Origin of the sequence: Microbacterium lacticum (assembly GCF_006716815.1) — a bacterium.
Taxonomy (GTDB): Bacteria; Actinomycetota; Actinomycetes; order Actinomycetales; family Microbacteriaceae; genus Microbacterium; species Microbacterium lacticum.
This window is the reverse complement of the sequence record NZ_VFPS01000006.1, coordinates 37,695-61,947: the sequence shown is the minus strand read 5'-3', so window position 1 is coordinate 61,947 and position 24,253 is coordinate 37,695. Positions and strand designations below refer to the sequence as shown.

Annotated in this window: 24 protein-coding genes and 1 pseudogene; 9 read left to right on the top strand and 16 right to left on the bottom strand. The window is 72.3% G+C overall.

The features are described from left to right. Window positions 1–160 precede the first annotated feature (160 nt). Both FHX68_RS13415 and FHX68_RS13410 read left to right on the top strand, forming a co-directional pair. Window positions 161–2,389, top strand: coding sequence for an ATP-dependent Clp protease ATP-binding subunit (locus tag FHX68_RS13415; protein WP_141380610.1), 2,229 nt, complete (start codon window positions 161–163; stop codon window positions 2,387–2,389). Window positions 2,390–2,494: 105 nt separating this feature from the next. Then, entirely contained in the window at window positions 2,495–3,382 is an 888-nt protein-coding gene (locus FHX68_RS13410) for a UbiA family prenyltransferase (protein WP_141380609.1), read from the top strand. A gap of 30 nt (window positions 3,383–3,412) precedes the next feature. Here the strand turns inward: FHX68_RS13410 and FHX68_RS13405 are convergent, their stop codons facing one another. From FHX68_RS13405 to FHX68_RS13390, 4 genes are all read right to left on the bottom strand, one after another. Continuing rightward, complete coding sequence (locus FHX68_RS13405; protein ID WP_229661550.1) at window positions 3,413–4,633, bottom strand: FAD-dependent oxidoreductase; 1,221 nt, start codon at window positions 4,631–4,633, stop codon at window positions 3,413–3,415. Next, window positions 4,630–5,391 (bottom strand): methyltransferase domain-containing protein, encoded by a 762-nt coding sequence (locus tag FHX68_RS13400; RefSeq protein ID WP_141380608.1) that lies wholly within the window; start codon window positions 5,389–5,391, stop codon window positions 4,630–4,632. Before FHX68_RS13400 ends, FHX68_RS13405 begins: the two co-directional genes overlap by 4 nt. Window positions 5,392–5,414: 23 nt before the next feature. Then, a complete protein-coding gene (locus FHX68_RS13395; protein ID WP_176583099.1) occupies window positions 5,415–6,836 on the bottom strand; it encodes a type III polyketide synthase in 1,422 nt (473 codons plus the stop codon). A 136-nt stretch (window positions 6,837–6,972) separates the two neighbouring features. Beyond that, window positions 6,973–7,539: a nitroreductase family protein gene (locus tag FHX68_RS13390; protein ID WP_141380607.1), complete on the bottom strand. Its 567-nt coding sequence runs from the start codon at window positions 7,537–7,539 to the stop codon at window positions 6,973–6,975. Between the two features lie 177 nt (window positions 7,540–7,716). Between FHX68_RS13390 and rraA the strand changes: the two genes are divergently transcribed. Both rraA and FHX68_RS13380 read left to right on the top strand, forming a co-directional pair. Further along, window positions 7,717–8,187 carry a ribonuclease E activity regulator RraA gene (gene rraA, locus FHX68_RS13385; RefSeq protein ID WP_141380606.1) on the top strand — a complete coding sequence of 157 codons (471 nt, stop codon included), beginning with the start codon at window positions 7,717–7,719 and terminating at the stop codon, window positions 8,185–8,187. Window positions 8,188–8,427: 240 nt separating this feature from the next. Further along, window positions 8,428–9,267, top strand: coding sequence for a cation:proton antiporter domain-containing protein (locus FHX68_RS13380; RefSeq protein ID WP_229661549.1), 840 nt, complete (start codon window positions 8,428–8,430; stop codon window positions 9,265–9,267). A 4-nt stretch (window positions 9,268–9,271) separates the two neighbouring features. Here the strand turns inward: FHX68_RS13380 and FHX68_RS13375 are convergent, their stop codons facing one another. The 4 genes from FHX68_RS13375 to FHX68_RS13360 form a co-directional block, all read right to left on the bottom strand. Continuing rightward, window positions 9,272–10,414 (bottom strand): ABC transporter permease, encoded by a 1,143-nt coding sequence (locus tag FHX68_RS13375; RefSeq protein WP_141380605.1) that lies wholly within the window; start codon window positions 10,412–10,414, stop codon window positions 9,272–9,274. Continuing rightward, the gene (locus tag FHX68_RS13370) at window positions 10,411–11,295 is read right to left on the bottom strand and encodes an ABC transporter ATP-binding protein (protein WP_141380604.1); all 885 of its coding nucleotides are present in this window, start codon (window positions 11,293–11,295) and stop codon (window positions 10,411–10,413) included. The genes FHX68_RS13375 and FHX68_RS13370 overlap by 4 nt, the downstream gene beginning before the upstream one ends. 171 nt (window positions 11,296–11,466) lie before the next feature. Next, window positions 11,467–12,240, bottom strand: a complete 774-nt coding sequence (locus FHX68_RS13365) for a response regulator (protein WP_141380603.1) — start codon at window positions 12,238–12,240, stop codon at window positions 11,467–11,469. Next, a complete protein-coding gene (locus FHX68_RS13360) occupies window positions 12,237–13,631 on the bottom strand; it encodes a sensor histidine kinase (protein ID WP_211345092.1) in 1,395 nt (464 codons plus the stop codon). The genes FHX68_RS13365 and FHX68_RS13360 overlap by 4 nt, the downstream gene beginning before the upstream one ends. Before the next feature lie 152 nt (window positions 13,632–13,783). Between FHX68_RS13360 and FHX68_RS13355 the strand changes: the two genes are divergently transcribed. After that, a complete protein-coding gene (locus FHX68_RS13355; protein ID WP_229661548.1) occupies window positions 13,784–15,175 on the top strand; it encodes a class-II aminoacyl-tRNA synthetase family protein in 1,392 nt (463 codons plus the stop codon). 4 nt (window positions 15,176–15,179) lie between these two features. Continuing rightward, complete coding sequence (locus FHX68_RS13350) at window positions 15,180–15,734, top strand: NADPH-dependent FMN reductase (protein ID WP_141380602.1); 555 nt, start codon at window positions 15,180–15,182, stop codon at window positions 15,732–15,734. 351 nt (window positions 15,735–16,085) lie between these two features. Here the strand turns inward: FHX68_RS13350 and FHX68_RS16195 are convergent. After that, a pseudogene (locus FHX68_RS16195) lies at window positions 16,086–16,334 on the bottom strand (DUF5937 family protein); the annotation flags it as partial. Between the two features lie 94 nt (window positions 16,335–16,428). Between FHX68_RS16195 and FHX68_RS13345 the strand changes: the two are divergent. Beyond that, window positions 16,429–17,037, top strand: a complete 609-nt coding sequence (locus FHX68_RS13345; protein WP_141380601.1) for an MFS transporter — start codon at window positions 16,429–16,431, stop codon at window positions 17,035–17,037. Here FHX68_RS13345 and FHX68_RS13340 read toward each other — a convergent pair. From FHX68_RS13340 to FHX68_RS13330, 3 genes are read right to left on the bottom strand one after another with little or no spacing between them, the layout of a single operon-like run. Beyond that, window positions 16,979–17,818 carry an exodeoxyribonuclease III gene (locus FHX68_RS13340; RefSeq protein ID WP_141380600.1) on the bottom strand — a complete coding sequence of 280 codons (840 nt, stop codon included), beginning with the start codon at window positions 17,816–17,818 and terminating at the stop codon, window positions 16,979–16,981. The two genes, FHX68_RS13345 and FHX68_RS13340, sit on opposite strands and share 59 nt — an antisense overlap. Before the next feature lie 59 nt (window positions 17,819–17,877). Continuing rightward, the gene (gene pntB, locus FHX68_RS13335; RefSeq protein WP_229661547.1) at window positions 17,878–19,326 is read right to left on the bottom strand and encodes a Re/Si-specific NAD(P)(+) transhydrogenase subunit beta; all 1,449 of its coding nucleotides are present in this window, start codon (window positions 19,324–19,326) and stop codon (window positions 17,878–17,880) included. Next, the gene (locus FHX68_RS13330; protein ID WP_141380599.1) at window positions 19,323–20,882 is read right to left on the bottom strand and encodes a Re/Si-specific NAD(P)(+) transhydrogenase subunit alpha; all 1,560 of its coding nucleotides are present in this window, start codon (window positions 20,880–20,882) and stop codon (window positions 19,323–19,325) included. Before FHX68_RS13330 ends, pntB begins: the two co-directional genes overlap by 4 nt. A gap of 134 nt (window positions 20,883–21,016) precedes the next feature. On the opposite strand from FHX68_RS13330, the gene pyrE reads away from it, so the two are divergent. Together pyrE and FHX68_RS13315 are read left to right on the top strand one after the other, a co-directional pair. Beyond that, window positions 21,017–21,604 (top strand): orotate phosphoribosyltransferase, encoded by a 588-nt coding sequence (gene pyrE / locus FHX68_RS13325; RefSeq protein ID WP_141380598.1) that lies wholly within the window; start codon window positions 21,017–21,019, stop codon window positions 21,602–21,604. Between the two features lie 151 nt (window positions 21,605–21,755). Beyond that, the gene (locus FHX68_RS13315; RefSeq protein WP_174799137.1) at window positions 21,756–22,082 is read left to right on the top strand and encodes an ArsR/SmtB family transcription factor; all 327 of its coding nucleotides are present in this window, start codon (window positions 21,756–21,758) and stop codon (window positions 22,080–22,082) included. Between the two features lie 15 nt (window positions 22,083–22,097). On the opposite strand, the gene FHX68_RS13310 is transcribed toward FHX68_RS13315, so the two are convergent. The 4 genes from FHX68_RS13310 to FHX68_RS13300 form a co-directional block, all read right to left on the bottom strand. Continuing rightward, window positions 22,098–22,946 carry a universal stress protein gene (locus tag FHX68_RS13310; protein ID WP_141380596.1) on the bottom strand — a complete coding sequence of 283 codons (849 nt, stop codon included), beginning with the start codon at window positions 22,944–22,946 and terminating at the stop codon, window positions 22,098–22,100. Window positions 22,947–23,101: 155 nt separating this feature from the next. Further along, complete coding sequence (locus tag FHX68_RS13305) at window positions 23,102–23,281, bottom strand: hypothetical protein (protein ID WP_229661546.1); 180 nt, start codon at window positions 23,279–23,281, stop codon at window positions 23,102–23,104. Next, window positions 23,281–23,442 carry a hypothetical protein gene (locus FHX68_RS15315; protein WP_170214238.1) on the bottom strand — a complete coding sequence of 54 codons (162 nt, stop codon included), beginning with the start codon at window positions 23,440–23,442 and terminating at the stop codon, window positions 23,281–23,283. Before FHX68_RS15315 ends, FHX68_RS13305 begins: the two co-directional genes overlap by 1 nt. Further along, complete coding sequence (locus FHX68_RS13300; protein WP_141380594.1) at window positions 23,439–24,248, bottom strand: HAD-IIA family hydrolase; 810 nt, start codon at window positions 24,246–24,248, stop codon at window positions 23,439–23,441. The genes FHX68_RS15315 and FHX68_RS13300 overlap by 4 nt, the downstream gene beginning before the upstream one ends. Window positions 24,249–24,253: the final 5 nt, after the last annotated feature.

Here is a 24,253-nt window from a genome sequence, read left to right as displayed (position 1 = left end):
GGTCGTTTCGCGCGCGTTGGCGACAAAACGCGGCAACCCCGCAACAGTGTCGCCCGTGGCCACCCGTGAGGCGCCCCGGCCCCTTGCCGGGCACACCGGGCTTTGGTAAACTTGAGCCACTACGACTCAAGTTTAGTCGCACAGCTTTCAAGGAGATGGAATGAACGCACAACCCCAGCCCGGCCAAGAGGAGCAGCAGAGCGCCCTCGAGCAGTTCGGCATCAATCTCACCGAGCGGGCCCGGCAGGGAAAGCTCGACCCGGTCATCGGTCGCGACAGCGAGATCCGCCGCGTCAGCCAGGTGCTCACCCGCCGCACGAAGAACAATCCCGTGCTCATCGGCGAGCCCGGCGTCGGCAAGACGGCGGTCGTCGAGGGCCTCGCCCAGCGCATCGTCGCCGGCGATGTCGCCGAGTCGCTCAAGGACAAGGAGCTCGTCTCGCTCGACATCTCCGCCCTGGTAGCGGGCGCAATGTACCGCGGCCAGTTCGAGGAGCGCCTGAAGAGCGTGCTCAAGGAGATCACCGAGTCCGACGGGCGGATCATCACCTTCATCGACGAGCTACACGTGCTCATGGGCGCCGGCGGCGGCGAGGGGTCGGTCGCGGCATCCAACATGCTCAAGCCGATGCTCGCGCGCGGCGAGCTGCGCCTGATCGGCGCGACGACGCTCGACGAGTACCGCGAGTTCATCGAGAAGGATGCCGCGCTCGAGCGCCGCTTCCAGCCGGTGTACGTCGGCGAGCCGAGCGTCGAGGACACCATCGCGATCCTCCGCGGCCTCAAGGAACGCTACGAGGCGCACCACAAGGTCGCCATCGCCGACGGCGCGCTGGTGGCCGCGGCATCCCTCTCGAACCGCTACATCCCGAGCCGTCAGCTCCCCGACAAGGCGATCGACCTGATCGACGAGGCCGCCTCGCGCCTGCGCATGGAGATCGACTCGGCCCCGCTCGAGATCGATGAGCTGCGCCGCCACGTAGACCGGCTGAAGCTCGAAGAGCTCGCCCTCAAGAAGGAGAAGGACCCGGCGTCCAAGGAGCGGCTCGCGACCCTGCGCGAGACGCTCAAGACCGAGCAGGCGCGCCTCGACGAGCTGCAGGCGCGCTGGGAGCGCGAGCGGTCGTCGCTCAACGCCGTCGGCGAGCTGAAGACCCGTCTCGACCAGGCCCGCATCGAGGCCGAACGCGCCCAGCGCGAGGGCAACCTCGAGAAGGCGTCGCGCCTGTACTACGCCGAGATCCCCGCCCTCGAGCGCCAGGTCGCCCAGGCCGAGCACGCCGAGGCGGCGGACGGAGAGCGGATGGTCAACGATCAGGTCACCGATGAGGACATCGCCTCGGTGATCGCCGCGTGGACGGGCATCCCGGTCGGCAAGCTCCTGCAGGGCGAGAGCGAGAAGCTCGTGCACCTCGAGAGCGAGCTCGGCAAGCGGCTGATCGGGCAGAAGGATGCCGTGAAGGCGGTCTCCGACGCGGTCCGCCGCTCGCGGGCCGGCATCAGCGACCCGAACCGGCCGCTCGGCTCGTTCCTCTTCCTCGGCCCGACCGGCGTCGGCAAGACCGAGCTGGCGAAGGCGCTCGCCGAGTTCCTCTTCGACGACGAGCGCGCCATGGTCCGGATCGACATGTCGGAGTACGGCGAGAAGCACTCCGTCGCGCGCCTCGTCGGCGCCCCTCCCGGATACATCGGCTACGAGCAGGGCGGGCAGCTCACCGAGGCCGTGCGCCGGCGCCCCTACTCGGTGGTGCTCCTCGACGAGGTCGAGAAGGCCCACCCCGAGGTCTTCGACATCCTGCTGCAGGTGCTCGACGACGGGCGCCTCACCGACGGCCAGGGCCGCACCGTCGACTTCACCAATACGATCCTGATCCTGACGTCGAACCTCGGCTCGCCGATCCTCATCGACCCGACGCTCACGGTCGAGGAGAAGCACGAACAGGTGATGGCGCTCGTGCGCACGGCGTTCCGCCCCGAGTTCCTCAACCGGCTCGACGACATCGTCATGTTCACCGCGCTCTCCGAGGACGACCTCGCGCAGATCGTCGAACTGTCGGTCGACGCCCTCCAGCGCCGTCTCAAGGACCGCCGGCTCACGCTCGCCGTCACCCCCGACGCCCGCGCGTGGCTCGCCGAACGCGGCTACGACCCGATCTTCGGGGCCCGGCCGCTGCGCCGCCTCATCCAGTCGGAGATCCAGGACCGCCTCGCCATGGCGCTCCTGTCCGGCGGCGTGCGCGACGGCGACATCGTGCGGGTCGACGTGGGCGCCGACGGCTCGGGCCTCGTGCTGACCTCGGCCGGTGCCGCGCCGGAGGAGCGGATGGATGCCTCGGCATCCGAACCCGCCGACGACGACGTCATCGAGGCGGAGCTGCCCGACGACTGATCGTCCACGGTCGCACCGAAAGCGCCGCCGCGCCACGTGCCCGGCGGCGCTTTCGGTGGGCACGGCGGCGCTTTCGCTGTGCCAGGACGGGCTAGGGTGGCGCCCATGACCGCCACCGCCGCGCTGTGGCGGGCGAGTCACCCCGGGCCGACGCTCGTGGTGTCGGCGCTCGCCCTGATCCTCGGGCTGTCGGTGGGGTTGGATGCCCCGCGCCTCGCTCTCCTGGTCGGCGCCGTCTTCGCCGGTCAGCTCTCCGTCGGCTGGTCGAACGACGCGATCGACGCGCGCCGCGACCTCGCCGTCGGCCGCGCCGACAAACCCGTGGCGCGCGGGGAGATCACGGCGCGCGCCGTGGCCCTCGCTGCCGGAGTCGCGCTCGTCGTGGCGCTCGCGCTGTCGGCGCTGCTCGGGGCCGGGTTCCTCCTCGCGCACACCATCGCCCTCGCTTCGGCGTGGGCGTACAACGCGTGGCTCAAGCGCACCGCGGCATCCGTGCTGCCGTTCGTGGTGAGCTTCGGGCTGTTCCCCTCGCTCGCGACGCTCGCCGAGCCGGTGCCGGCTCTGGCGGCGGGCTGGGCGGGTATCGCGGGATCAGCGCTCGGGGTCGCCGTGCACTTCTCGAACGTGCTGCCCGACCTCGACGACGACGCGGCGACGGGGGTGCGCGGGCTGCCGCACCGGATCGGCGCCCGCGGCAGCGCCCTGGTCGCCTTCGGGGCGCTGCTCGTCGGTGCGCTTGCGGTGCTCCTCGGGCCGGTGCTCGACGGGGCGGCGCTGCAGCCCGTCGCGGTGATCGGCACGATCGCGGTCGTCGTGATCGGGGCGTTCGGGTTGCGGGGAGTGGTCGGGGGCGGGCGTTCCGGCGGAGACGGGCCGGAGGAGGCGGCGGCGGGGGGCAGCGGTCGCGGCGCGGGGCGCGGGGTGTTCCGCCTCGTCATGCTCGCCGCGCTCGTGCTCGCCCTGCAGCTGGCCGCGACCGGGCTGCGGATCTGACCGCGCGCGCCCCGGGGTCGCCGGGTGGGCTCAGCGCCGGAAGCGACGCGCGGCGGAATCGAAGCCCATCGCGTACGCGTGCGCCATCAGCCGCGCGGTCGGACCGGCCAGCGCGAGCCGCACGCCGAGGGCGGTCGCCGCGCCGTGCGGACGCCCGAGGGTCGTGTTCGCGGCGGCGAGGCGCCCGGAGAGGTCGGCGGCGCGGAGGCGCGCCCGCTCCCACGCGGCCAGCTCGGGCGGGGCGTCGCCGTACCGGATCCACCGTGCGAGGAGTGGCGCGAGCGTGACGGCGTCGATGAGCCCGAGGTTCATCCCCTGCCCGCCGATCGGGCTCACCTCGTGCGCCGCATCGCCGATCGCGAGCACGCGCCCGACGCGCAGCGCCGTCAGCCGAGACCGTGCGACGCCGAACGTGGTTGCGTGCGAGACAGTGGATGCCTCGGCATCCGATCCGGTCCGCTCCGCCACCGCGGTGCGCAGCCGCGCCGTCGCCGCGTCCGCCTCGGCCGAGTCGCCCGCCCGATCGAGCGCCCGGTCGCCCGTCGCCGCGCCGACCCACGCGACGTACCGGCGCCGCCCGCCGGGCAGCGGGAACGACTCGAGCACCCCGCGCGGATCGAGATGCACGACCGCGCGGTTGCCGTCGCCGCTCACGTCGGCGGTGTCGGTCATGAGGTAGCGATCCGGATAGGGCGCCCGCCGCACGCGGGTCTCGCCGCCGAGAGCGGGCAGCAACGCGCGCGAGCGCAGCCCGCCCGCGACGACGACGATGCGGGCGGCAAGCGACTCCCCGGCATCCAGCGTCACCTCGACCGCACCCGCTGCTCCGCCGTCCGCTCCGCCGCGCGATCGCACGGACGTCACGGCCGCGCCGCGCCGCGGCGGCGGTGCGTCCCACGCGGCGGCGGCTCCGGCGAGGGCGGCCTCGGTCGCCGACTGGGGGAGCGTCGCGACGAACGGATGCCGGGCGTGCAGCCGGTCGAACCGCACCTCGCCGAGGGTGCGGCCACGGCGACGCGCCTCGCCGACCCGCACCCGCAGCGCGTCGGCGAGGAGGCGATCGGTCGCCCCCGAGGCCTCCATCGCCGCGAGGGCCGTCGCGTGGATCCCGACGGCGCGTGACCCTCCGCCCGCCTCGGCGCGCTGCTCGATCACCGTCGCGGCGACGCCGAGCCGGGCGAGCTCGGCGGCCAGCAGCGTGCCCACGGGGCCCGCCCCGACGATCGCGACGTCGATCACGGCGCTGGTCACGATGCTCCCCGCGGCTCTGCGCTCGACGTCAGCAGCAGTCGGAACGGCGCGGGGCGCTCGACCCGCCAGCCCGCGTACGCCGGATCGGCGGCGAGGTGCCGCGTCAGCTCGCTCGGAGTCCAGCTGCGGCGGATCGATCGCAGCCCGTCGGTGCGGAGGAAGCTCCCCGGCGCGAGCGGCGTGATCGCAGCCGCGTAGGCCGCGAAAGCGGTGCGCGAGCGCGCGATGTCGGAGTGCAGCACGAGCCCGCGAGAGAGGGCCCGAGAGTCGCCGAGCACCGTGCGCAGCCCGTCGTCGCCCAGGTGGTGCAGCACGTGGTTCGAGATCACGACGTCGAACCGCCGGCCCTCGCCGATGAGCTCGGAACTGTACGCCTGCCGGTACTCCGCCTCGCCGGTGCTCGCGGCCCGGGCCACCTCGAGCGCACGCTCGTCGGGGTCGATGCCGACGGCGACGACCTCGACGCCGTCGGCGCGGGCGAGGCGGGCGAGGCGGCGCAGCACGTCGCCCCCACCGCATCCGATGTCGAGCACGCTGAGCGAGCCGTCGGCGCGGGCCGCCGTGCGCGTGAGCGGTCGGACATGCCGTCGGTACACGCTGCCCCAGCCCGAGATCAGCCGGTTCACGATCGCGAACCGCTCCAGCGTGCGCCGGAGGAGCGCCGGGTCGCAGGCGGGATCGTCCATCAGCTCGCGCAGGTCGGCGTCGCGCCTCGACAGCGAGCGGGCGGGGGCGTCGGTTGATCGGGGCTCCGTCATCGCCGTGCGTTCCGTCGCGCCGGTCAGCGGCGCGCGCTCAGCGCGGGCGCGGGTTCGGGCGTGGTGGTCCGGGTGGGCGCCGCCTCGGGGGTCGTTGCGGGCGTCTCGGCCGGCGCGGGAGTCGCAGTCGGCGCGGCGGCGGACGCGGGCGCGGATGCGCGGGTGGATGCCTCCGTCGCGGCCGCGTCCGTGGCATCCGCGTCTGTCCGCCGGGCGCCGGTGTGCACCGACATCCGCGCCGACTCGACGGTGAGGCCGGGCGCGAACGCGACCGCGATGAGCGGGGCGCCGTCGGGCGTCGCCGGGTCGTCGAGCAGCCGCCGCAGGACGAACAGGATCGTCGCCGACGACATGTTGCCGTGGTCGCGGAGCACGCCGCGCGAGTGCGCCAGCGCGTCCGGCGCGAGCCCCAGCGCATCCTCGACCCGGTCGAGGATGCTGCGTCCGCCCGGGTGCACCGCCCAGAGAGTGTCCGGGGCGGGTACGTCCGGCGCGCCGGCGTCGCCCTCCGCTCGCGCGCCGTCGACCCCGGCGTCGATCCCGGCCGCAAGCACCGGGGCCAGGGCGGCGCGCACCTCGCGGCCGACGATGCGGGGCACCTCCGCGGTGAGGGTCATCTCGAACCCGTGGTCGCCGATCGTCCAGCCCATCGCCGTCTCGCCGTCGTCGGTGATGGCGGTGGCGAACGTGCCGAGCTCGATCCGCCGCCGCGGCGGGGCACCTGCCGCCGAGCCGGCCGCGGTGACGACGGCCGCCGCGGCGCCGTCGGCGAAGACCGCCGATGAGACGATCTGGTCGGGATCGCTCGACGCGCGCAGATGGATCGTGCACAGCTCCGCGCAGGCGACGAGCACGATCGCCGACGGGTCGGCGGCACAGATGCGCGCGGCCGAACGCAGCGCCGGGAGCGCCGCCGCACACCCGAGAAAGCCGAGGTGCTCCCGCGACACGGTGGTGCGGAGCCCCAGGTCGCGCACGAGCCGGAAGTCGGGCCCCGGGGCGAAGAACCCCGTGCACGAGGCGGTCACGACATGGGTGACGTCCGAGGCATCCACCCCGGCTCGCGCGAGCGCGTCACGTGCCGCCGCGGCGAACAGCCCGGGCGCCTCGCGCACGTAGACGTCGTTGCGGGCGCCGGTCGGCGGATGCAGGATGCGCCCGTCGGCGTCGACGAACACCGGCGATGCGGATGCCTCGGCGGACGTCCTCGACGCCAGTTCGGGCAGCACGGTGCGGCGCTCCGCGATCGCCGACTGGCCGAACGCCGCGGCGATGAGGCGCCGCGTCAGGCGGTCGGCGCCCGGCTGCCCCGCGAACAGATCGCGCACCGCCGCCTGGGCGAGGCGGGTGGGCGGCACGGCGGTGCCGATCCCGATGATCGAGGCGGCCGCGGCGGAAGCCTCGGCGCCTGCCGGCGGGACGGAGCGTGCAGCGGAACCGGTCATCTGCGCAGGCTAACGCCCCGCAGCCCGCGAGGGGAGGCGGGTTGTCAGGGGCGAGACGCTGTGCTGTGCCGTTCGCGCGCCCGGCGATCCGGTGCCGGTGATCCGGGCGGCCCGGGCGGCGGCTCACCGCCGCGCGTCAGGCGTCGACGACGAGCGACTCCTCGATCGGACGGCGGGTGCGCGGCGCCTGCTCGCGCTCGCGCAGCGTCTCGGGTGCGGCGTCGATGTCGCCGAGGGCGCCGACGGCCATGACGGTGACGGCCGCGAGGTCGTCGCCGAAGCCGAACGCCTCACCGATCTGGTCGCGGTGGAACCCGCCCATCTGGTGCGTGTACAGGCCCGACGCGTGCGCCTGCACGGTGAAGTGGGCGGCGGCCTGGCCGGTGTCGTACGCGGCCCACGGCAGCGGCTTGCCGTCGAGCGAGGCCGACGCGGCGAAGACGATCAGCGCCGCGGCATCCGCCGCCCAGGCCTGGTTGAAGCCCATCAGCGCGTCGACGATCTGCGCGTGCTCGGCGGTGCCGCGGCGGGCCACGACGAAGCGCCACGGCTGGGTGTTGTTCGCCGACGGCGCCCAGCGGGCGGCCTCGAGGGCACTGGCGAGCGCCGCCTCGTCGATCGGCGTCGCGGCGTCGAAGATGCGGGTGCTCCAGCGCTCGGCGAGCACATCGAGGATGGGGGCGGAGGTGACGGCGGGGCTCATGGCGACTCCTGGCGTGACGGTGGGGGAGGGGACGTCGTCGGCCCGGATCATTCAAGGCTATAGAAGACCGATGTGTTCCCGCTGAAAGCCTTTCGTTTCACAGAATGACGGCGAGACTTCTCCTCCCGCCGCCCCGCCGCCCCGCCGCGTGCGACGCTCGCGGGCTAGCGTGGCGTCATGACCACCATCGCGACGGCCGACCTCTACGACGAACGCGGCGACGAGCTCGACTCGCTCGCCCTGCAGCTGCACGACATCGGCGGGCACGTCGCCTTCGACGGGCCGATGCGTACGATCCGCTGCCACCGCGACAACGCGCTCGTGAAGGAGCTGCTCGCGACGCCGGGCGAGGGCGCCGTGCTCGTGATCGACGGCGGCGGCTCGCTCGAATCCGCCCTCGTCGGCGACCTCATCGCCGCCTCGGCCGTCGAGAACGGCTGGGCGGGCATCATCGTGCACGGCGCGATCCGCGACCGCGTCGCCATCGGCGAGCTCCCCCTCGGAGTGAAGGCGCTCGGCTCGAACCCGCGCAAGAGCGCGAAGGCCGGCGTCGGCGAGGTCGACCTCCCGGTCGAGATCGCGGGGGTCGTCTTCCGCCCCGGCGCCCACGTGTGGGCCGACGCGGACGGCATCCTCGTCGAGCGCTGACCCCGCATCCGCCAGACTGAGCACAGCGCGCGGCGCAGCGCCGGATCGGGGAGGGGGAGTGGATACCGCTGATCTTCCTGTGCGGGTTCGTCGCGATCGCGCTCTGGTCGCTTGTCGAGCACCGGTTCGAGCGTTACGGCGTCGCCGGGCCGGCGGCGCTCACCCTCGCGGGCGCCGTGCTCGTCTTCATCGACGTGGACGGCTTCGCCGAGGCGGCCGCGCATCCGCCAGATCCTCAACGTGGAGAGCGGATACAACGACGGGCTCGTCTCGCCCGTGTTCGCGATGGCGCTCGCCGCCGCGGTCGCCCTGCCGACGCTCCTCGCCGCCGTCGACGCCGACACCCGCACTCCCGACGCCGAGACGCAGCTCGAAGAGAACCTCGGGGAGTTCGTGGCCGCGTTCCTTGGCGCCGTACCGGCTACCCTCGTCGCGATCGTGTTCGGCGGGCTGTTCGGCCTCCTCGCCCGGCTCGCCCTCACCCGTGGCTGGGCGGCGCCCGCAGGCATCCGCTACGTCATGCTGCTCGTGCCGCTGCTCGCCTTCGGCACCGCGACGGTGTCGACGATCGCGGCCAACGGCTTCGTCGCGGCGTTCGTCGCCGGCATCCTGTACCGCCTCATGCGCACCCGCGGCACGGTGGAGCACACGATCCCGCACACCGAGGTGATGCTCGTCGAAGAGGTCGGCACCCTCGCCGCGAACCTCGTGTGGTTCGTGCTCGGCGCGATGACGGTCGTCGTCGTCCTCGACGGGTTCGACCCGCGCCTGCTGCTGGTCGCCCTGCTCGCGCTGACCGTCTTCCGTGTCGTGCCGGTGTACGTCTCGATGCTCGGATCGTCGGTGTCGTGGCGCGACCGCACGGCGCTCGGATTCATCGGTCCACGCGGCACCGCGACGATCGTGTTCGGGCTGCTCGCCTTCGCAAAGCTGCCGGAGCCCGAGGCGTACGACGTGCTCGCCGTGATGGTGTTCACGGTCGTCGGCAGCATCGCGCTGCACGGGGTGCTCGCGCCCCAGATCGTGAGACGACGGATGCCGCGGACCGAATCGTCCGCGGCATCCACCGATCACCTCTGAGCCGTCAGCCCGCGAACGCCTCGCCGAGCTTCACGCGTCCGCCCATGCGGAGGATCGAGTTCTCGTAGATCCTCGCGCCGGCCCAGATCGCCAGCACGCACGTGACGAGCAGGATCGCGAGCGAGACGAGCGGCTCCCACCACTGCGCCTGTCCGAGGAAGAGCCGCACGGGCATGCCGACGGGGGCCGAGAACGGCACGTACGACATGATCGTGAGCACGGTCGGGTTGTTCCAGAAGAAGATCACCAGGAAGTACGGCCCGAGGATCAGAAACATCAGCGGCGTCGTCGTGGCGCCGATGTCCTCCTGCCGCGAGACCATCGCCGCCGCCGCGGCGAACAGCGCCGCCAGCAGCACGAAGCCGAACAGGAAGAACACCGCGAACGAGGCGATCGGTCCGCCGACGCCCTGCAGGAACTCGCTCTGACCCGTGACGGTGAGACCGATGACCGCGATGGCGGCGAGGATCACGACCTGACCCATCGCGAGGATCGTGTTGCCGACGACCTTTCCGGCCAGCAGCGCCCGCGCGGGGATCGCCGAGATGAGCAGCTCGACCACACGGGTCTGCTTCTCCTCGACGACGCTCTGCGCGATCGTCGCGCCGAAGGTCTGCGCGGCGAACAGGAACACGACGCCGAAGCCGATCGCGGCGATGTACCCGATCCAGTTGGTCGAGCTCGCCGGGTCGAGCACGACCACCGAGGGCGACTGCGACAGCGACATCAGCAGGTTCGAGGGCACGTCGGATTCGACCACGACCGAGTAGCCGAGCGGCGAGGCGGTGTCGCCGAGCACCGCGGCATCCACGGTGCCGTCCTTCACGAGCGCCTCGGCGGCGGCATCGTCGGCGACCTCGATGACCTCGAGTCCCGGCACGCCGTCGACGTACTGCGCCGACGCGCTCGTGACGGCGACGCGCGTCGTCGACGAGTCCTTGGCGCTGAAGCCCGCCCAGATGACCCCGGCGAGGGCCAGCACGAACAGGATGCCGAAGGAGATGAGGAACGACTTGCTGCGCAGCTTCGACCCGATCTCGCGCTCGGCGACGAGCCAGACGCTCTGCGCGAAGGTGGGCGCGGCGGCGGGCGGCGCGGCGCGGCGCGCGGCGGTCTGCGCAGTGGGGGAAGTGGTGGGCGCGGTCACTGGATGACCTCCTTGAAGATCTGGGCGAGAGAGGGATGGCGGGGCGCGAACGTCGTGACGGCGCCCTCGGCGACGGCGCGGCGGAGCACCCGCTGCGCGGTCTCGTCGGTGTCGGCGTCGAACAGGGCGTAGCCGCCGTCGAGCGAGACGACCTCGACGCCCGGCTCGTCGCGGAGCCAGCCGAGGTCGCCGGCCGAGATCAGCTCGAAGCGGCGCTGCGCGTGCTCGGCGCGCAGCTGCTCGAGCGACCCGGCGGCGCGGATCCGGCCGCCCGCGATGATGACGAGCTCGTCGCACAGCCGCTCGACGACGTCGAGCTGGTGCGAGGAGAACAGCACGGCGGCCCCGGCAGCGGCGCGGGCGTGCAGCACGCCGGCGACGACGTCGACCGCGATCGGGTCGAGACCCGAGAACGGCTCGTCGAGGATCAGCACCTCGGGGTCGTGCACGAGTGCGGCGGCGATCTGCGCGCGCTGCTGGTTGCCGAGCGACAGCGTCTCGATGTTGTCCTGCAGGCGCTCGCCCAGTCCGAGCTCGACGAGCAGCGCCTCCGCGCGCTCGGTGGCGTCGGCCTTGCTGAACCCGTGCAGCCGTGCCAGGTAGACGATGTGGTCGAGCACGCGCATCTTCGGGTAGAGGCCGCGCTCCTCCGGCATGTAGCCGAACCGGCGCCGGTCGGCCGCCGTGACCGCCTCGCCGTCGAGGGTGACCGTGCCCCCATCGGGGGCGAGCACGCCCAGGATGATCCGCATGGTCGTGGTCTTGCCGGCGCCGTTGCCGCCGACGAACCCGGTCAGCTTGCCCGGCGCGACCTGAAAGGTGACGTCGTCGAGCACCCGGGTGGTGCCGTAGCTCTTCATGATGCCGTTCAGTTCGAGCATCGTTCCTCCTCCTCGGCCGCGGCGACGATGGTCGCCGCCGCAGTGCCGTCTTCGACGCTACGGGGCCGCGGCGCCGCGCACCTCCGCCTGGCGGCGGAGTTCGGGGAGGGTGTCGGGGTGGAGGGTCGCGCGAGGTCCCCCGCACGGCGGACCCGGGTGGGGCGGGTCTGGTCAGGCGAGGCCGTGGCGGTGGGCGTAGACGACGGCGGCGACCCGGTCGCGCACGCCGAGCTTCTGCAGCACGTTCGACACGTGCGTCTTCACCGTGGCCTCGCCGATGTACAGCGCCGCGGCGATCTCGACGTTGCTGCGGGCGTCGGCGAGGAGCCGGAGCACCTCGCTCTCGCGCTCGGTGAGCTCGACCCGCACGCCGGGCCCGGGCACGGGGTCGGTGGATGCCAGGGCGCGGGATACCCGGGCATCCGGTGCCGGGCGGGGCGCACCCGCGGCGCCGGTGGTACCCGAGGCTTCGGCGGCACCCGATGCTCCGGCGGGCGGGGTGGGGGCGTCCGCGCCGCGGGCGAACCGCTCGATGACCCGTCGTGTGACGGCGGGTGCGAGCAGCGCGTCGCCGGCCGCCGCGACACGTACCGCCTCGACGAGCTGCTCCGGCCCGGCGTTCTTCAGCAGGAATCCGCTCGCGCCCGCCTCGAGCGCCTGGAACAGGTAGTCGTCGCGGTCGAACGTCGTCACGATCACGACGGCGGAGCGCACCGCCGGGTCGGCGACGATCCGGCGCGTGGCCTCGAGGCCGTCGAGGTCGGGCATCTGCACGTCCATGCAGATCACGTCGGGACGCAGTGTAGATGCCGCGGCCACCGCCTCGAGGCCCGTCGCCGCCTCCCCCACGATCGAGATGTCGGGTTCGGCGTCGAGGATCATGCGGAATCCCGCACGCATGACGGCGTGGTCGTCGACCAGCAGCACGCGGATCGGCGCGGTCACGCGCGGCTCCCGGCGTTCGAGGCACCCGTCGCTGAGCTGTCCGTGGCAGAGACACCCGTGACAGAGACGCCTGTGACAGAGGCATCCGTGACCCGGGCCACCGTCGCCGAAGCATCCGCTGTCGTCTTCGCGTCCGGCAGACGGAGGGGGAGGGGCACCCGCAGGCGCACGAGGAACCCGCCGCGGGAGCGCGGGCCGGCCTCGAGCGTGCCGCCCGATGCCGTCGCGCGCTCGCGCATGCCGACGAGGCCGAGCCCCGGCCGGCCGACGAGATGCCCGCGGCCGTCGTTCGAGACCTCGAGCTCGATCGCGTCGGTGCTGTAGCGCAGGCGCACGTCGGCGGTGGCGACGGGGCCGCCGTGGCGTCGGGCGTTGGTGAGCGCCTCCTGCGCCACGCGGTAGAGGTTCACCTGCACCAGCTCGGGGATCTCGACGGGCTCGCCGACTACCGCGAACGTCGTCGGCAGCCCGTTCTCGGTCGCGTGCGCGACGAGGTCGGGAAGCGCTGCCAGGTGCAGCGTCGACTCTCCCGGGGTGTCGGCGTCGGGCGTGCGCAGCGTCTCGAGCAGCTGGCGCAGCTCGACGAGGGCGTCGCGCGCCGACTGCTCGACCGTCACCAGCGCACCCCGCGCCGCCGCGGGATCGCGATCGAGCACGGCCCGGGCGGCCCCGGCCTGCACGCCCATCGCCGAGACGTGGTGGGCGACCACGTCGTGCAGTTCGCGGGCGATCCGCACGCGGTCGAGGGCGACCGCCTGTGCGGCGGTGAGCTCGCGCTCGCGTTGAAGCTCGCGGGTGCGCTCCTCGAGCACGGCACGCGAGCGCGCCTGCGCCCACGCGCGCTCGCCGAAGAGGTACGCGCCGCCGAAGAACGCGGCGTTCACGAGGAACTGCAGCAGCATGTACGCGGCGAACGGCGAGAACAGGCCAGCGCGCGGGAGCCCGCCGTCGCCGTCGTCGGTCGCCGCCTGGAAGGTCGTCACGAGCAGCCAGATGAACATGCCCACGATCACGATGAGCCGCACGGCGGTCGCGCGGCGCCGATCGGCGACCCACGCGCCGACGGTGTACATCGCGATGAACACCGCGACGTTCCCGACGTAGACCTCGGGGATGCGCAGCGACACACCGACGAAGAAAGCGAATGCCACGAACAGCAGCACCGCCTCGGGGTGGCGGCGTCGCACCGCGAGCGGCAGCGTGAGGGCGGCCGCGTAGACGAGCGCCCAGCCGAACGCGGGCGACTCGTCGCCGTACACCCCGGCGACCTGGCCGAGCCACGAACTGAGGATCGCGCCGACGAACAGCGCCAACGCCAGCCAGAGATCGGCGCGGCGCTCCGACGCGGACACGCGTCGCGCGGTCGGCCGCGCGGTCAGGGGAGCGCTCATGGCATCCACGCTAGGGCAGGGCGGAGACCCGGCGCCTCCCCGTGCGAGGGACCCGAGGCGTCCGCGCGCGGCTGCGCCCGCTCAGCAAACCCACAGGTGATCGACACATTCCGTCCACCATCCGCACATCGCCAGTCCCTAGACTCAGCCGAGTGACGAGCGCCCCCACGGCCCGCCGCGCCTCAGACGCGAGCGGCACCACCCCTGCCTGGCTGCCCTCGGCGTGGGGTAGGGTCACCCGCCGCGCGCAGGCGCTGCGCGTTCCGATCGGCCGGTTCGCGATGACCCCGCGGGGCCTGCTGGCCGGGTTCGCCGTCGTGCACGGGCTCTACCTGCTGGTGCTGCTGCCGACGATCCTCGCCGGCCAGACGCAGGGCGACCTCCCCCTCTACCGGCTCTGGGCCGAGCAGGCCAAGCTCGGCTACTGGCCGGTCATCGACATGCCGTGGGTGTACCCCGCCGGCGCGCTCGCGCCGATCATGGCGGCCATCGCCGCGGGTCCCTACAACTACCAGCTCGGCTGGTTCGTGCTGATGGTCGCGGCGAACCTCTTCGCCATCCTCGCCCTCACCGGCGGTCTGCGCCGCCGCTCCGGCTACCGCGCCGCCTGGTACTGGCTCGCGGTGCAGGTGCTCCTCGCGCCGGTGTCGATGCTCCGCCTCGAGGGCTTCGCCGCGCCGCTCGCCATCGCCGGCCTCGTCCTGCTCCTCCGTCGCCCCGTGATCGCGGGGGCGCTGATCGCCGCCGCGACGTGGATCAAGGTGTGGCCGGCCGCGATCGCCGCCGCGGCCGTCACCGTGGCATCCCAGCGCCTGCGCATCATCGTCGGCGGCGTCGCGGTCAGCGTCGTCATCGCCCTGACGGTCGTCGTCTTCGGCGGCGGCTCGAACCTGTTCAGCTTCGCGACGATCCAGGGCGACCGGTCGCTGCAGCTCGAAGCGCCCGTCGCGACCCCGTGGGTCTGGGCGACGGTGCTGGGGCTGCCCGGCTCGGAGATCCGGCAGAACTACGTGCTCGCCACGCGCGAGGTCGCCGGCCCCGGCGCTCACCTCGCGGGCGACGTCGTGGGTCTGCTCATGCCGATCTCGTTCGCGATCATCGTGCTGCTGCTGTGGCGCGCGCGTCGCCTGGCGGTGCGTCAGGGCCGGCTCACCTCGGCGCTCGAGCAGCGCCTCATCCTCGTGGCGAGCTTCGCGCTCACGGCGGCGCTCATCGTCTTCAACAAGGTCGGGTCGCCGCAGTACATTCTGTGGCTCGCCCCGATCGTCGCCGTCGGGCTCGTCGTCGATCCGCGCGCCTGGCGCCGGGCGGCGGGCTGGCTCGCGGGCGTCTGCTTCGCGACGACGCTCGTCTTCCCTGTGCTTTACATGCCGCTGATCGACGGCGATCCGTTCGCTGCGGGGGTGCTGCTCGCGCGGAACGTCATGGTCGTCGGGCTGTTCGTGTGGAGCGTCGTCGTGCTGTGGCGCGCGGGCTCCGAGACCGTACGCGAGCGGGATGCCGCGCTGCTGCCCGCGCCCGCCGTCGCGATCGCCGGGGTCTGAGGCCGTGGCCGACTACACCGTGGGCCTCATCGTCGGGTCGGTCTCCGAGCCGTCGCTCAATCGGCGCTTCGCCGAGGCGCTGGTGCGTCTCGCGCCCGGCGCGGGGCTCACGATCCGCGACATCCCGATCGCCGAGCTGCCGTTTTACGGCGCGCAGTACGACGCCGACTTCCCGGCCGTGGGCCGGGAGTTCAAGGACGCGATCGAGAGCGTCGACGGGCTTCTCATCGTCACGCCGGAGTACAACCGGTCGATCCCCGGCGTGCTCAAGAACGCGATCGACTGGGCCAGCCGTCCGTCGGGTCAGAGCTCGCTGACGGGCAAGCCGACCGGCGTGACGGGCGCGAGCAGGGGACTCATCTCGAGCGCCCTCGCGCAGAACCACCTGAAGACGATCCTCGTCGACCAGGGTGCGCCGCTCGTCGGAGCGCCCGAGGTATACATCCGCATCACCGACGACTTCTTCACCGACGACGGCGCGATCGCGAACGAGGGCACGCGCGAGTTCCTCACCGCGTTCCTCGGCCGGCTGCACGAGCTCATCCGCCGCTGGCAGTGAGCGCGCGCGGCGACGGCTCATCGTCGGCACGAGGGTGACGCCCTGGCCGCCGGCGGCCTGCACCCGCTCGGCCGGGTCGCGGAGCGCGACCTCGATCACTCCGCCGTCGAAGCGGACGGTGGACGTCAGCCCGTTCAGCATGGCGCCGAGGCCCGATTGCGCGATCTGGCGGCCGCGGTAGACGATGTCGGCCTCGAGCACGGCGCGCATGCGCGGCCAGTAGGGGGCGAACGCGGCGTCCCAGAGTCCGCGCAGCGCCGCGACGACGCGGCGTACGGCGGCGCGCGGGTCGCCCGCGAACACGGCGGGGATGCGGCCGTGCACCGCCTCGAGGTCGCCCAGGAAGGTCGTGGTGCGGATGCGGGAGAGCGTCGCGAGCTCGTCGTCGAGGCGGGTGAGAGGGGAGGCGGGGCGCGGGTTCAAGAAGTCGGGCGTCCACAACCGGTCGTCGTTCAGGGCGTCGAGCGCGGCGTGGTCGAGTGCGGTGCGTGCGGCTTGCGTCTGCCGCAGCCACGGCAGCTGCCGCGGGTAGCGGGCCGGGTTGCGCACGGCCCGCAGTGACAGGCCGAGCTCGCACAGGGGGGACAGGCCGAAGCGCACGTCGCCGACATTCGACCCGCCCAGCACCTAGCGCAGCATGAAGCATAACGCTACATCTGCTTCTCGACGGATGCGGCACCGCCATGCTCATGAGGTGACCACTGCACCCACCGCCCCGCCCCGATCACTCCGCGCGCGTCTGAGCGGCGCCGTGGCCGACCCGGTGCTGCGGATCCTGGTCGTCTCGACGGCGATCGGGCGCATCGGGCGAGGGGTGTTCCTCGCCGTCACGGTGCTCTACTTCACGCGGATCATCGGGCTGAGCGCCGCCGAGATCGCGATCGTGCTCGCCGTCTCGAGCGGGCTCGGCGTCGCGGCATCCGCCGTCGGCGGTCACCTCGCCGGCCGCATCAGCGCGCGTGGCATCCTCATCGTCTGCATGACGCTCGACGGACTGGCGCTCATCGGCTACGCCTTCGCGGACGGCTTCGTCTCGGCGCTCCTGATCGCCGCGGTCGTCGGCATCTTCGAAGCGGCGGGCGCCGCGGCGCGCATGGCGATCATCGCGCGCGCCTTCGACGGGCCGCGGCGCGTGTCGGCGCGCGCGATCCTGCGCACGGTGACCAACGTCGCACCGGGCGCCTACCAGGGCGTCTTCTCGATGGGCTTCAATCTCGGCGCGATGCTCGCGCAGCGGATCGCGGTCAGAAGATCATCGGGCGATCGTCGTCGTCGGGGCCGCCGAGCTCGAGATCGACGGTGACCGGCACGTGGTCGCTCGGGATCTCGCCCTTGCGCTCATCGCGATGGATGGATGCCGCGACGACGGCGTCGGCGAAGGCGTGCGAGCCGAGGATGAAGTCGATGCGCATGCCTTCGTTCCGCGGGAAGCGCAGCTGCTTGTAGTCCCAGTAGGTGTAGCCGGTCGGCACGAGCGGGCGCACGGTGTCGTGCAGTCCCACGCCGAGCAGCGCCTGGAACGCCTCGCGCTCGGGGGGAGACACGTGCGTCGAGACGCCCTCGACGACGGTCGGGTCGCCGTTGTCGGCGTCGGTCGGGGCGATGTTGAAGTCGCCCGTGAAGGCGAGCGCGAGGTCGGGGTTCTGCCGCAGCGTGTCGGCGGTGTACCCGCGCAGCGCCTCGAGCCAGGCGAGCTTGTAGGTGTAGTGCGGGTCGTCGAGCGAGCGGCCGTTCGGCACGTACAGGCTCCACAGCTGCACCCCGTCGACGGTGCCGCCGATGGCGCGGGCCTCCTGCGGGGCATCCGGGCCGTCGTGCCCCTTCGCGAAGCCGGGCATGCCGGGGAAGCCGATCTGCAGGTCTTCGATCGGCTCGCGGCTCGCGATCGCGACGCCGTTCCACTGGTTCAGCCCGTGCGCCTCGACCGTGTACCCGGCCTCCTCGAACTGCGCGTAGGGGAACTGCTCGGGCTTGCACTTGATCTCCTGCATGAGCAGCACGTCGACGTCTTCGCGCACGCAGAAGTCCACCGTGCGGACGACGCGGGCGCGGATCGAGTTGACGTTCCAGGTGGCGATGCGCATGGCATCCACCCTACGGTCGCCCGCCGACGTCGCGCGCTCGCGGCCCCCGCCGCGCGCGGCTACAGCGCGCCGAGGATGTCGGCGACGCGCTCCTTCGCATCGCCGAAGAGCATCTGCGTGTTGTCGCGGAAGAACAGCGGGTTCTGCACGCCCGCGTATCCCGACGCCATCGAGCGCTTGAACACGACGACGTCCTTGGCGTTCCAGACGTGCAGAACCGGCATGCCGGCGATGGGCGAGCCGGGGTCTTCGGCCGCCGCGGGGTTGACGGTGTCGTTGGCGCCGATGACGAGCACGACGTCGGTCATGTCGAAGTCGGCGTTGATCTCGTCGAGCTCGAGCACGATGTCGTAGGGCACCTTCGCCTCGGCCAGCAGCACGTTCATGTGCCCGGGCAGGCGCCCGGCGACCGGATGGATGCCGAAGCGCACGTCGACCCCGCGCTCGCGCAGCCGCTGGGTGAGGTCGGCGACCGGGTACTGCGCCTGCGCGACGGCCATGCCGTATCCGGGCGTGATGATCACCGTGCGGGCGTCGCGGAGCAGGTCGGCGACCGACCCGGCATCCGTCTCGTGATACTCGCCCTCGTCGTCGGCGTCGTCCCCGCGGGGAGCCTCGATGCCGAATCCGCCGGCGATCACGGAGAGGAAGGAGCGGTTCATCGCCTTGCACATGATGTAGCTGAGGTAGGCGCCCGACGAGCCGACGAGCGCGCCGGTGACGATGAGCAGGTCGTTGTTGAGCAGGAACCCGGCCGCCGCGGCCGCCCAACCCGAGTAGCTGTTGAGCATGGATACCACGACGGGCATATCTCCGCCGCCGATGGATGCCACGAGATGCCAGCCGAGCGCGAGCGCGAGAGCGGTCACCGCGACGAGCAGCCAGATCGACGGGGTGATGACGTACCAGACCGTGAGCACGACGAACAGCACCAGTGCGCCGACGTTGAGCAGATTCTTCCCGGGGAGCATCAGCGGCTTCGACGACATCCGGCCGGAGAGCTTCAGGAACGCGACGATCGACCCGGTGAAGGTCACCGCGCCGATGAACACCCCGATGAAGACCTCGGCGTGGTGGATGCCGACGAGCTCCGGCGCGATGCCCTCGGCGTAGAGGTGTCCGTTCCAGCCGACGAGCACGGCGGCGAGGCCGACGAACGAGTGCAGCAGCGCGATGAGCTCGGGCATACCGGTCATCTCGACGACGCGCGCGCGCCACAGGCCGATTACGGCACCGATGGCGACCGCGACCACGAGGAGACCCACGCCGAGATAGAGCGTCACGTCGTCGGGGACGAGCGAGCCGTTCGCGAGCACGAGGATGAACGTCGCGACGAGCGCGATCGTCATGCCGGTGATGCCGTAGGCGACGCCTCGGCGGGCGGAGTCCTGCTTGCTGAGCCCCGCGAGGGCGAGGATGAACAGGAGTGCCGCAACGATGTATGCCGCGGTGGCTATGGACTGCGCGAGGATCAGACCGCTGACGTCGGCGGTCGTGACGATGGTCACTTCTGGTCGCCCTTCTGGAACATCGCGAGCATCCGTCGCGTCACGGCGAACCCGCCGAAGATGTTGATGGATGCCAGGAGCACCGCGATTGCGGCGAGCCCCTGCACGAGCGGGCTCGGCACCACGATCTGGCTCATCGCGCCGACGATGATGATGCCGCTGATGGCATTCGTGATGCTCATGAGCGGGGTGTGCAGCGAATGCGCGACCTTGCCGATGACGTAGAACCCGATGACGACCGACAGCGTGAGCACGAGGAAGTGCTGCGGCAGGGGCGGCGGCGAGACGGCGCAGACGAGGAACAGCGCCGCGATGCCCGCCGCGATGAGCCCCGACTTCGCGCCCCGGGACAGCGTCCTCTTCTCGGTGACGACGGTGCCCGTGGCTGCGGCCGCGGTCGAGGCGGCGGGCGCCGGCGCGGCCGACACCTGCACGGGCGGCGGCGGCCAGGTGACGGCGCCCTCGCGGGTCACGGTCACCGCCCGCTGCACGACGTCGTTCTCGTCGTAGACGAGGATGCCGTCGCTCGCGGGGGTGAGGAGCGCGAGGAGGTTCACCAGGTTGGTGCCGTAGAGCTGGGATGACTGCTGCGGCAGGCGCCCCGCGAGGTCGGTGTACCCGAGGATCACGACACCGCCGTCCGTGACGACCCGCTCGCCGGCGACCGAGCCCTCGACGTTGCCGCCCTGGCCCGCGGCCATGTCGACGACGACGCTCCCGGGCTTCATCAGGGCGACGTCGGCCGCGGTCAGCAGGCGCGGCGCCGCCCGCCCCGGGATGAGGGCCGTCGTGATCACGATGTCGACGTCGGCGGCCTGTTCGGTGTAGAGCTTCGCGGCGGCCGTGTTGTACGCGGCGCTCGTCGCCTTGGCGTAACCGTCGGTCGACACCTCGGCGGCCTCGTCGGGCACGACCACGGGCAGGTAGGTGCCGCCGATGGATGCCACCTGGTCGGCGACCTCGGGGCGCGGATCGGTGGCGCGCACGATCGCGCCGAGGCTCGAGGCGGCGCCGATCGCAGCGAGGCCTGCGACGCCCGCCCCCGCGACGAGCACCTTCGCCGGGGGAACCTTGCCGGCCGCCGTCACCTGTCCGGTGAAGAACCGGCCGAACTCGTTCGCCGCCTCGACGACCGCGCGATATCCGGCGATGTTCGCCATCGAGCTGAGCACGTCCATCGACTGCGCGCGCGAGATGCGCGGCACGGCATCCATCGCGAGCGCCGTCACACCACGCTCCGCGAGCGCACTGAGGAGGTCGGGCGAGAGCGCCGGCGCGAGCACGCCGATGAGCACGGCGCCCGGCTGCAGCAGCGCGATCTCCGCGCCGGTCGGGGCGGAGACCTTCAGCACGATGTCGGCGCTCCAGGCGGTGTCGCGGTCGACGATCGATGCGCCGGATGCCTCGTACGAGGCATCCGGGAACGACGACCCGTGCCCCGCGCCCGTCTCGACGGTGATGTCGTAGCCGAGTGCGCGGAGCTTTCCGGCGGTCTGCGGCGTCGCGGCGACGCGTGTCTCGCCGGGCTGCTCGGTCACGATCCCGATGCGGGTCATGGCTCTCCCTCTGTCGTGCGCCCGGTGCGGGCGCCGTTCCCGACTCTAGGGTGCGCGCCCCGACCGGAGGCAGGATCCGCGCGGGAAAAAAGGCGACAAGAATCGCGGTTGTTTGCATCCGTAGACTTCTCGACATGACCTCGACCACGCACGAGCCCTCTTCTTCCGACTTGGCGGCCGACCGCCAGGCGCTCATCGCCCTCATCGGCGACGAGGCCGTCTTCCACGGCGACTTCACCCTGTCGAGCGGCAAGAAGGCCACGTATTACGTCGACATGCGCAAGCTCACGCTCGACCATCGTGCGGCGCCGGCGATCGGTCGGCTCGTGCTCGACGCGATCGCCGACCTCGATGTCGACGCGGTCGGCGGTCTCACCCTCGGCGCCGACCCGATCGCGAACGCGGTGCTGCACGCCTCGGTCGCCGCCGGCACCCCGGTCGATGCCTTCGTCGTGCGCAAGGAGCCCAAGGACCACGGCCGTGGTCGCCAGATCGAGGGTGCCGAGGTTGCCGGCAAGCGCGTGGTCATCGTCGAGGACACCTCGACCACCGGCCAGTCGCCGCTGAAGGCCGCCGAGGTCGCGGCCGCCGCGGGCGCCGACGTGGTCGCCGTCGTTACCGTCGTCGACCGCAAGACCGGCGCCCAGGCCGCCGTCGAGGCGGCCGGTTACCGCTGGCGTTCGGTGATCGACCTCGACGACCTGGGCCTCTCCCCGCAGTAGCCGGCATCCTCGCGATCGTGAAGTAGCGGGAGAGCTGTTGTGGGTCGGCGACCGCCTCGTAAACCTCGGCGGGCGAGGGTGCGATGTAACCCGACACGTGAAGGACAGCTCATCCAGTTCGTTCATGTTGTAGTTTTACAACATGAATGTGATGGAGCACAAGGGGCTCGGCGATGACGATCTCGTCTTCAAGGCCCTCGCCTCCCCGTTGCGGCGGCGCATGCTCGACGCCCTGAAGCACGAGTCCCTCACCACGGGACGGCTGTGTGGGTTGTTCCCCGAACTCGACCGCACCACCGTGCTGCAGCACCTGCGTGTTCTCGAACGTGCGGAACTGGTCACGGGGCGACGAGTCGGCAAGGAGCGGCAGCTCGCGCTCGCCCCACTGCCCATCAAACGCATTCATGACCGATGGATCAGCGGCTACGCCGAGGCCGCCGTCGAACTCATCGAGCGGTTGAGCGAGGAGGAGGTCTGACGCTCGGCGGGGCGCTCAGCGCACGACGGCGGTGACGGTGGGGAGCCGGCCGAGGATCTCCTGGCTGATCGAGCCGAGCAGGAATCGAGCCAGCGCCCCGCGCCCGTGCGTGCCGACGACGGCGAGGCGGGCGTCGTGCGCGATGTCGCCGATGACCTGTGACGGGTATCCGCGCTCGACGCGACGCTCGACTACGAGGTCGGGGTAGTCGGTCGCGATGCCCGCGAGCGCCAGCGCGAGGGTCTCCTCCGTCGCCGCCTGCATGTTCGTCAGGTACAGCTCCGGATAGACGGCGAGCGTGTTGCGCGGCGCGGTCAGCGGCGTCCAGACACTCACCGCCACGAGGGGCTCGCCGAGCCGGTCGGCCTCGGCGGCGGCGAAGCGCAGCGCGTGCTCCGAGGCATCCGACCCGTCGATCCCCACGACGACGCCGCTCCGTCCGGAGGTGTCGAAGTCGGGCACGACGACCACGGGGCACGCCGCGCCCGCCGCGATGCGCACGCCGTGCGCCCCGCGCGCCGGCCCGTCGCCCGGGCCGCGGTAGTCGCTGCCGATGACGAGGAGCGCCGACCGCGTGGATGCCTCGATCAGCACGTGCACCGGGTTGCCCGCCTCGGCGCGCACCGAGACGGGCACCGACGGCGCCTCGGCGCGGATGCGCTCGGCGTGGGCGTCGAGCATGGCGCGGGTCGCGGCGAGCGCGTCGTCGACGACGGCGTCTTCTCCGATCGTGCCGAGTGCTCCGCCGACGACGCCGACGAGTTCGAGCCGCTGCGAGCGGGCGGCGGCGCGGGCGAGCGCCCAGTCGACCGCGCGGTCCGCGGCGGGCGCGCCGGTCACGCCGACGGTGATCGTGTCGTTCATGGGGTCCATCCCTTCGTTGGGAGCGTCCTGTTCCCCACGCTACCGGTCGACGCGCGTGGGTGTCTCGGCTTCGCGCCGTGACAACTCCCGCCGCTGCAGGCGCCCTGCCGGATGGCGCCGCTCACCGGTGCCCGCCGGCTACGACGGCCCGCCGGTCACTGGAAGATCGGCAGTTGCGACGCGAGGGAGAGGATCAGGCCCGCGAAGGTCAGCAGCATGATGCCGCGGCCGTTCGGCAGCGGGGTGCCCTGCGGGGCATCCTTCCGCCCGCGGAGGAAGAGCACGAGCGCGAGGATCAGCAGCGCGAGGCCCGACAGCACGAGGAAGATCGCCATCAGCGGTCGCCCCGATCGCCCCGGCCGTCGCCGCCGGGACCTCCGTCGCCCGGGCCGCCCCGCCGGCGCCCGCGCACGAACTGCACGACGAACACGGTGAGCGTGCCGAGCAGGATGACGATGCTCGTGAGGTAGAGCAGCGTCTGCTCGAGCGGGGTCACAGGATCTCCGGGTCCTCGGACTCGACCGGCTCGTCGGCCAGCAGGTCGGCGACCGAGTCGACGACCTCGTCGGGCCGGAACGGGTAGCGCTCGATCTCGGCGTCGTCGGAGATGCCGGTGCGCACGAGGATCGTGTGCAGACCCGCCTCGATGCCCGCGACGACGTCGGTGTCCATCCGGTCGCCGATCATGCCGGTGTTCTCGGAGTGCGCGCCGATCCGGTTCATCGCCGAGCGGAACATCATCGGGTTCGGCTTGCCGACGACATACGGCGCCTTGCCCGTCGCGTGCGTGATCAGCGCGGCGAACGACCCCGTTGCCGGAACGACGCCGGTCGGGGTCGGTCCCGTGGCATCCGGGTTCGTGATGATGAACCGGGCTCCGGCGTTGATGAAGCGGATCGCCTGCGTGATGCGGTCGAACGAGTAGTTGCGGGTCTCGCCGACGACGACGTAGTCGGGCTGGGTCTCGGTCATGACGTAACCGGCCTCGTGCAGCGCCGTCGTCAGCCCCGCCTCGCCGATGACGAAGGCGGTGCCGCCCGGATGCTGCGACCGCAGGAACTCCGCCGTCGCGAGAGCCGACGTCCAGATGCGCTCCTCGGGCACCTCGAGCCCCGAGATGCGCAGCCGCGCGGAGAGATCGCGCGGCGTGTAGGACGGGTTGTTCGTCAGCACGAGGAACGGCGTCCCCGCGTCGCGCCACTGCGCGAGCAGCTCGGCCGCGCCCGGGATCGGCTTGTTCTCGTGGACGAGAACGCCGTCCATGTCGGTGAGCCAGCATTCGATATCGGCACGTGTCCGCATGGGGC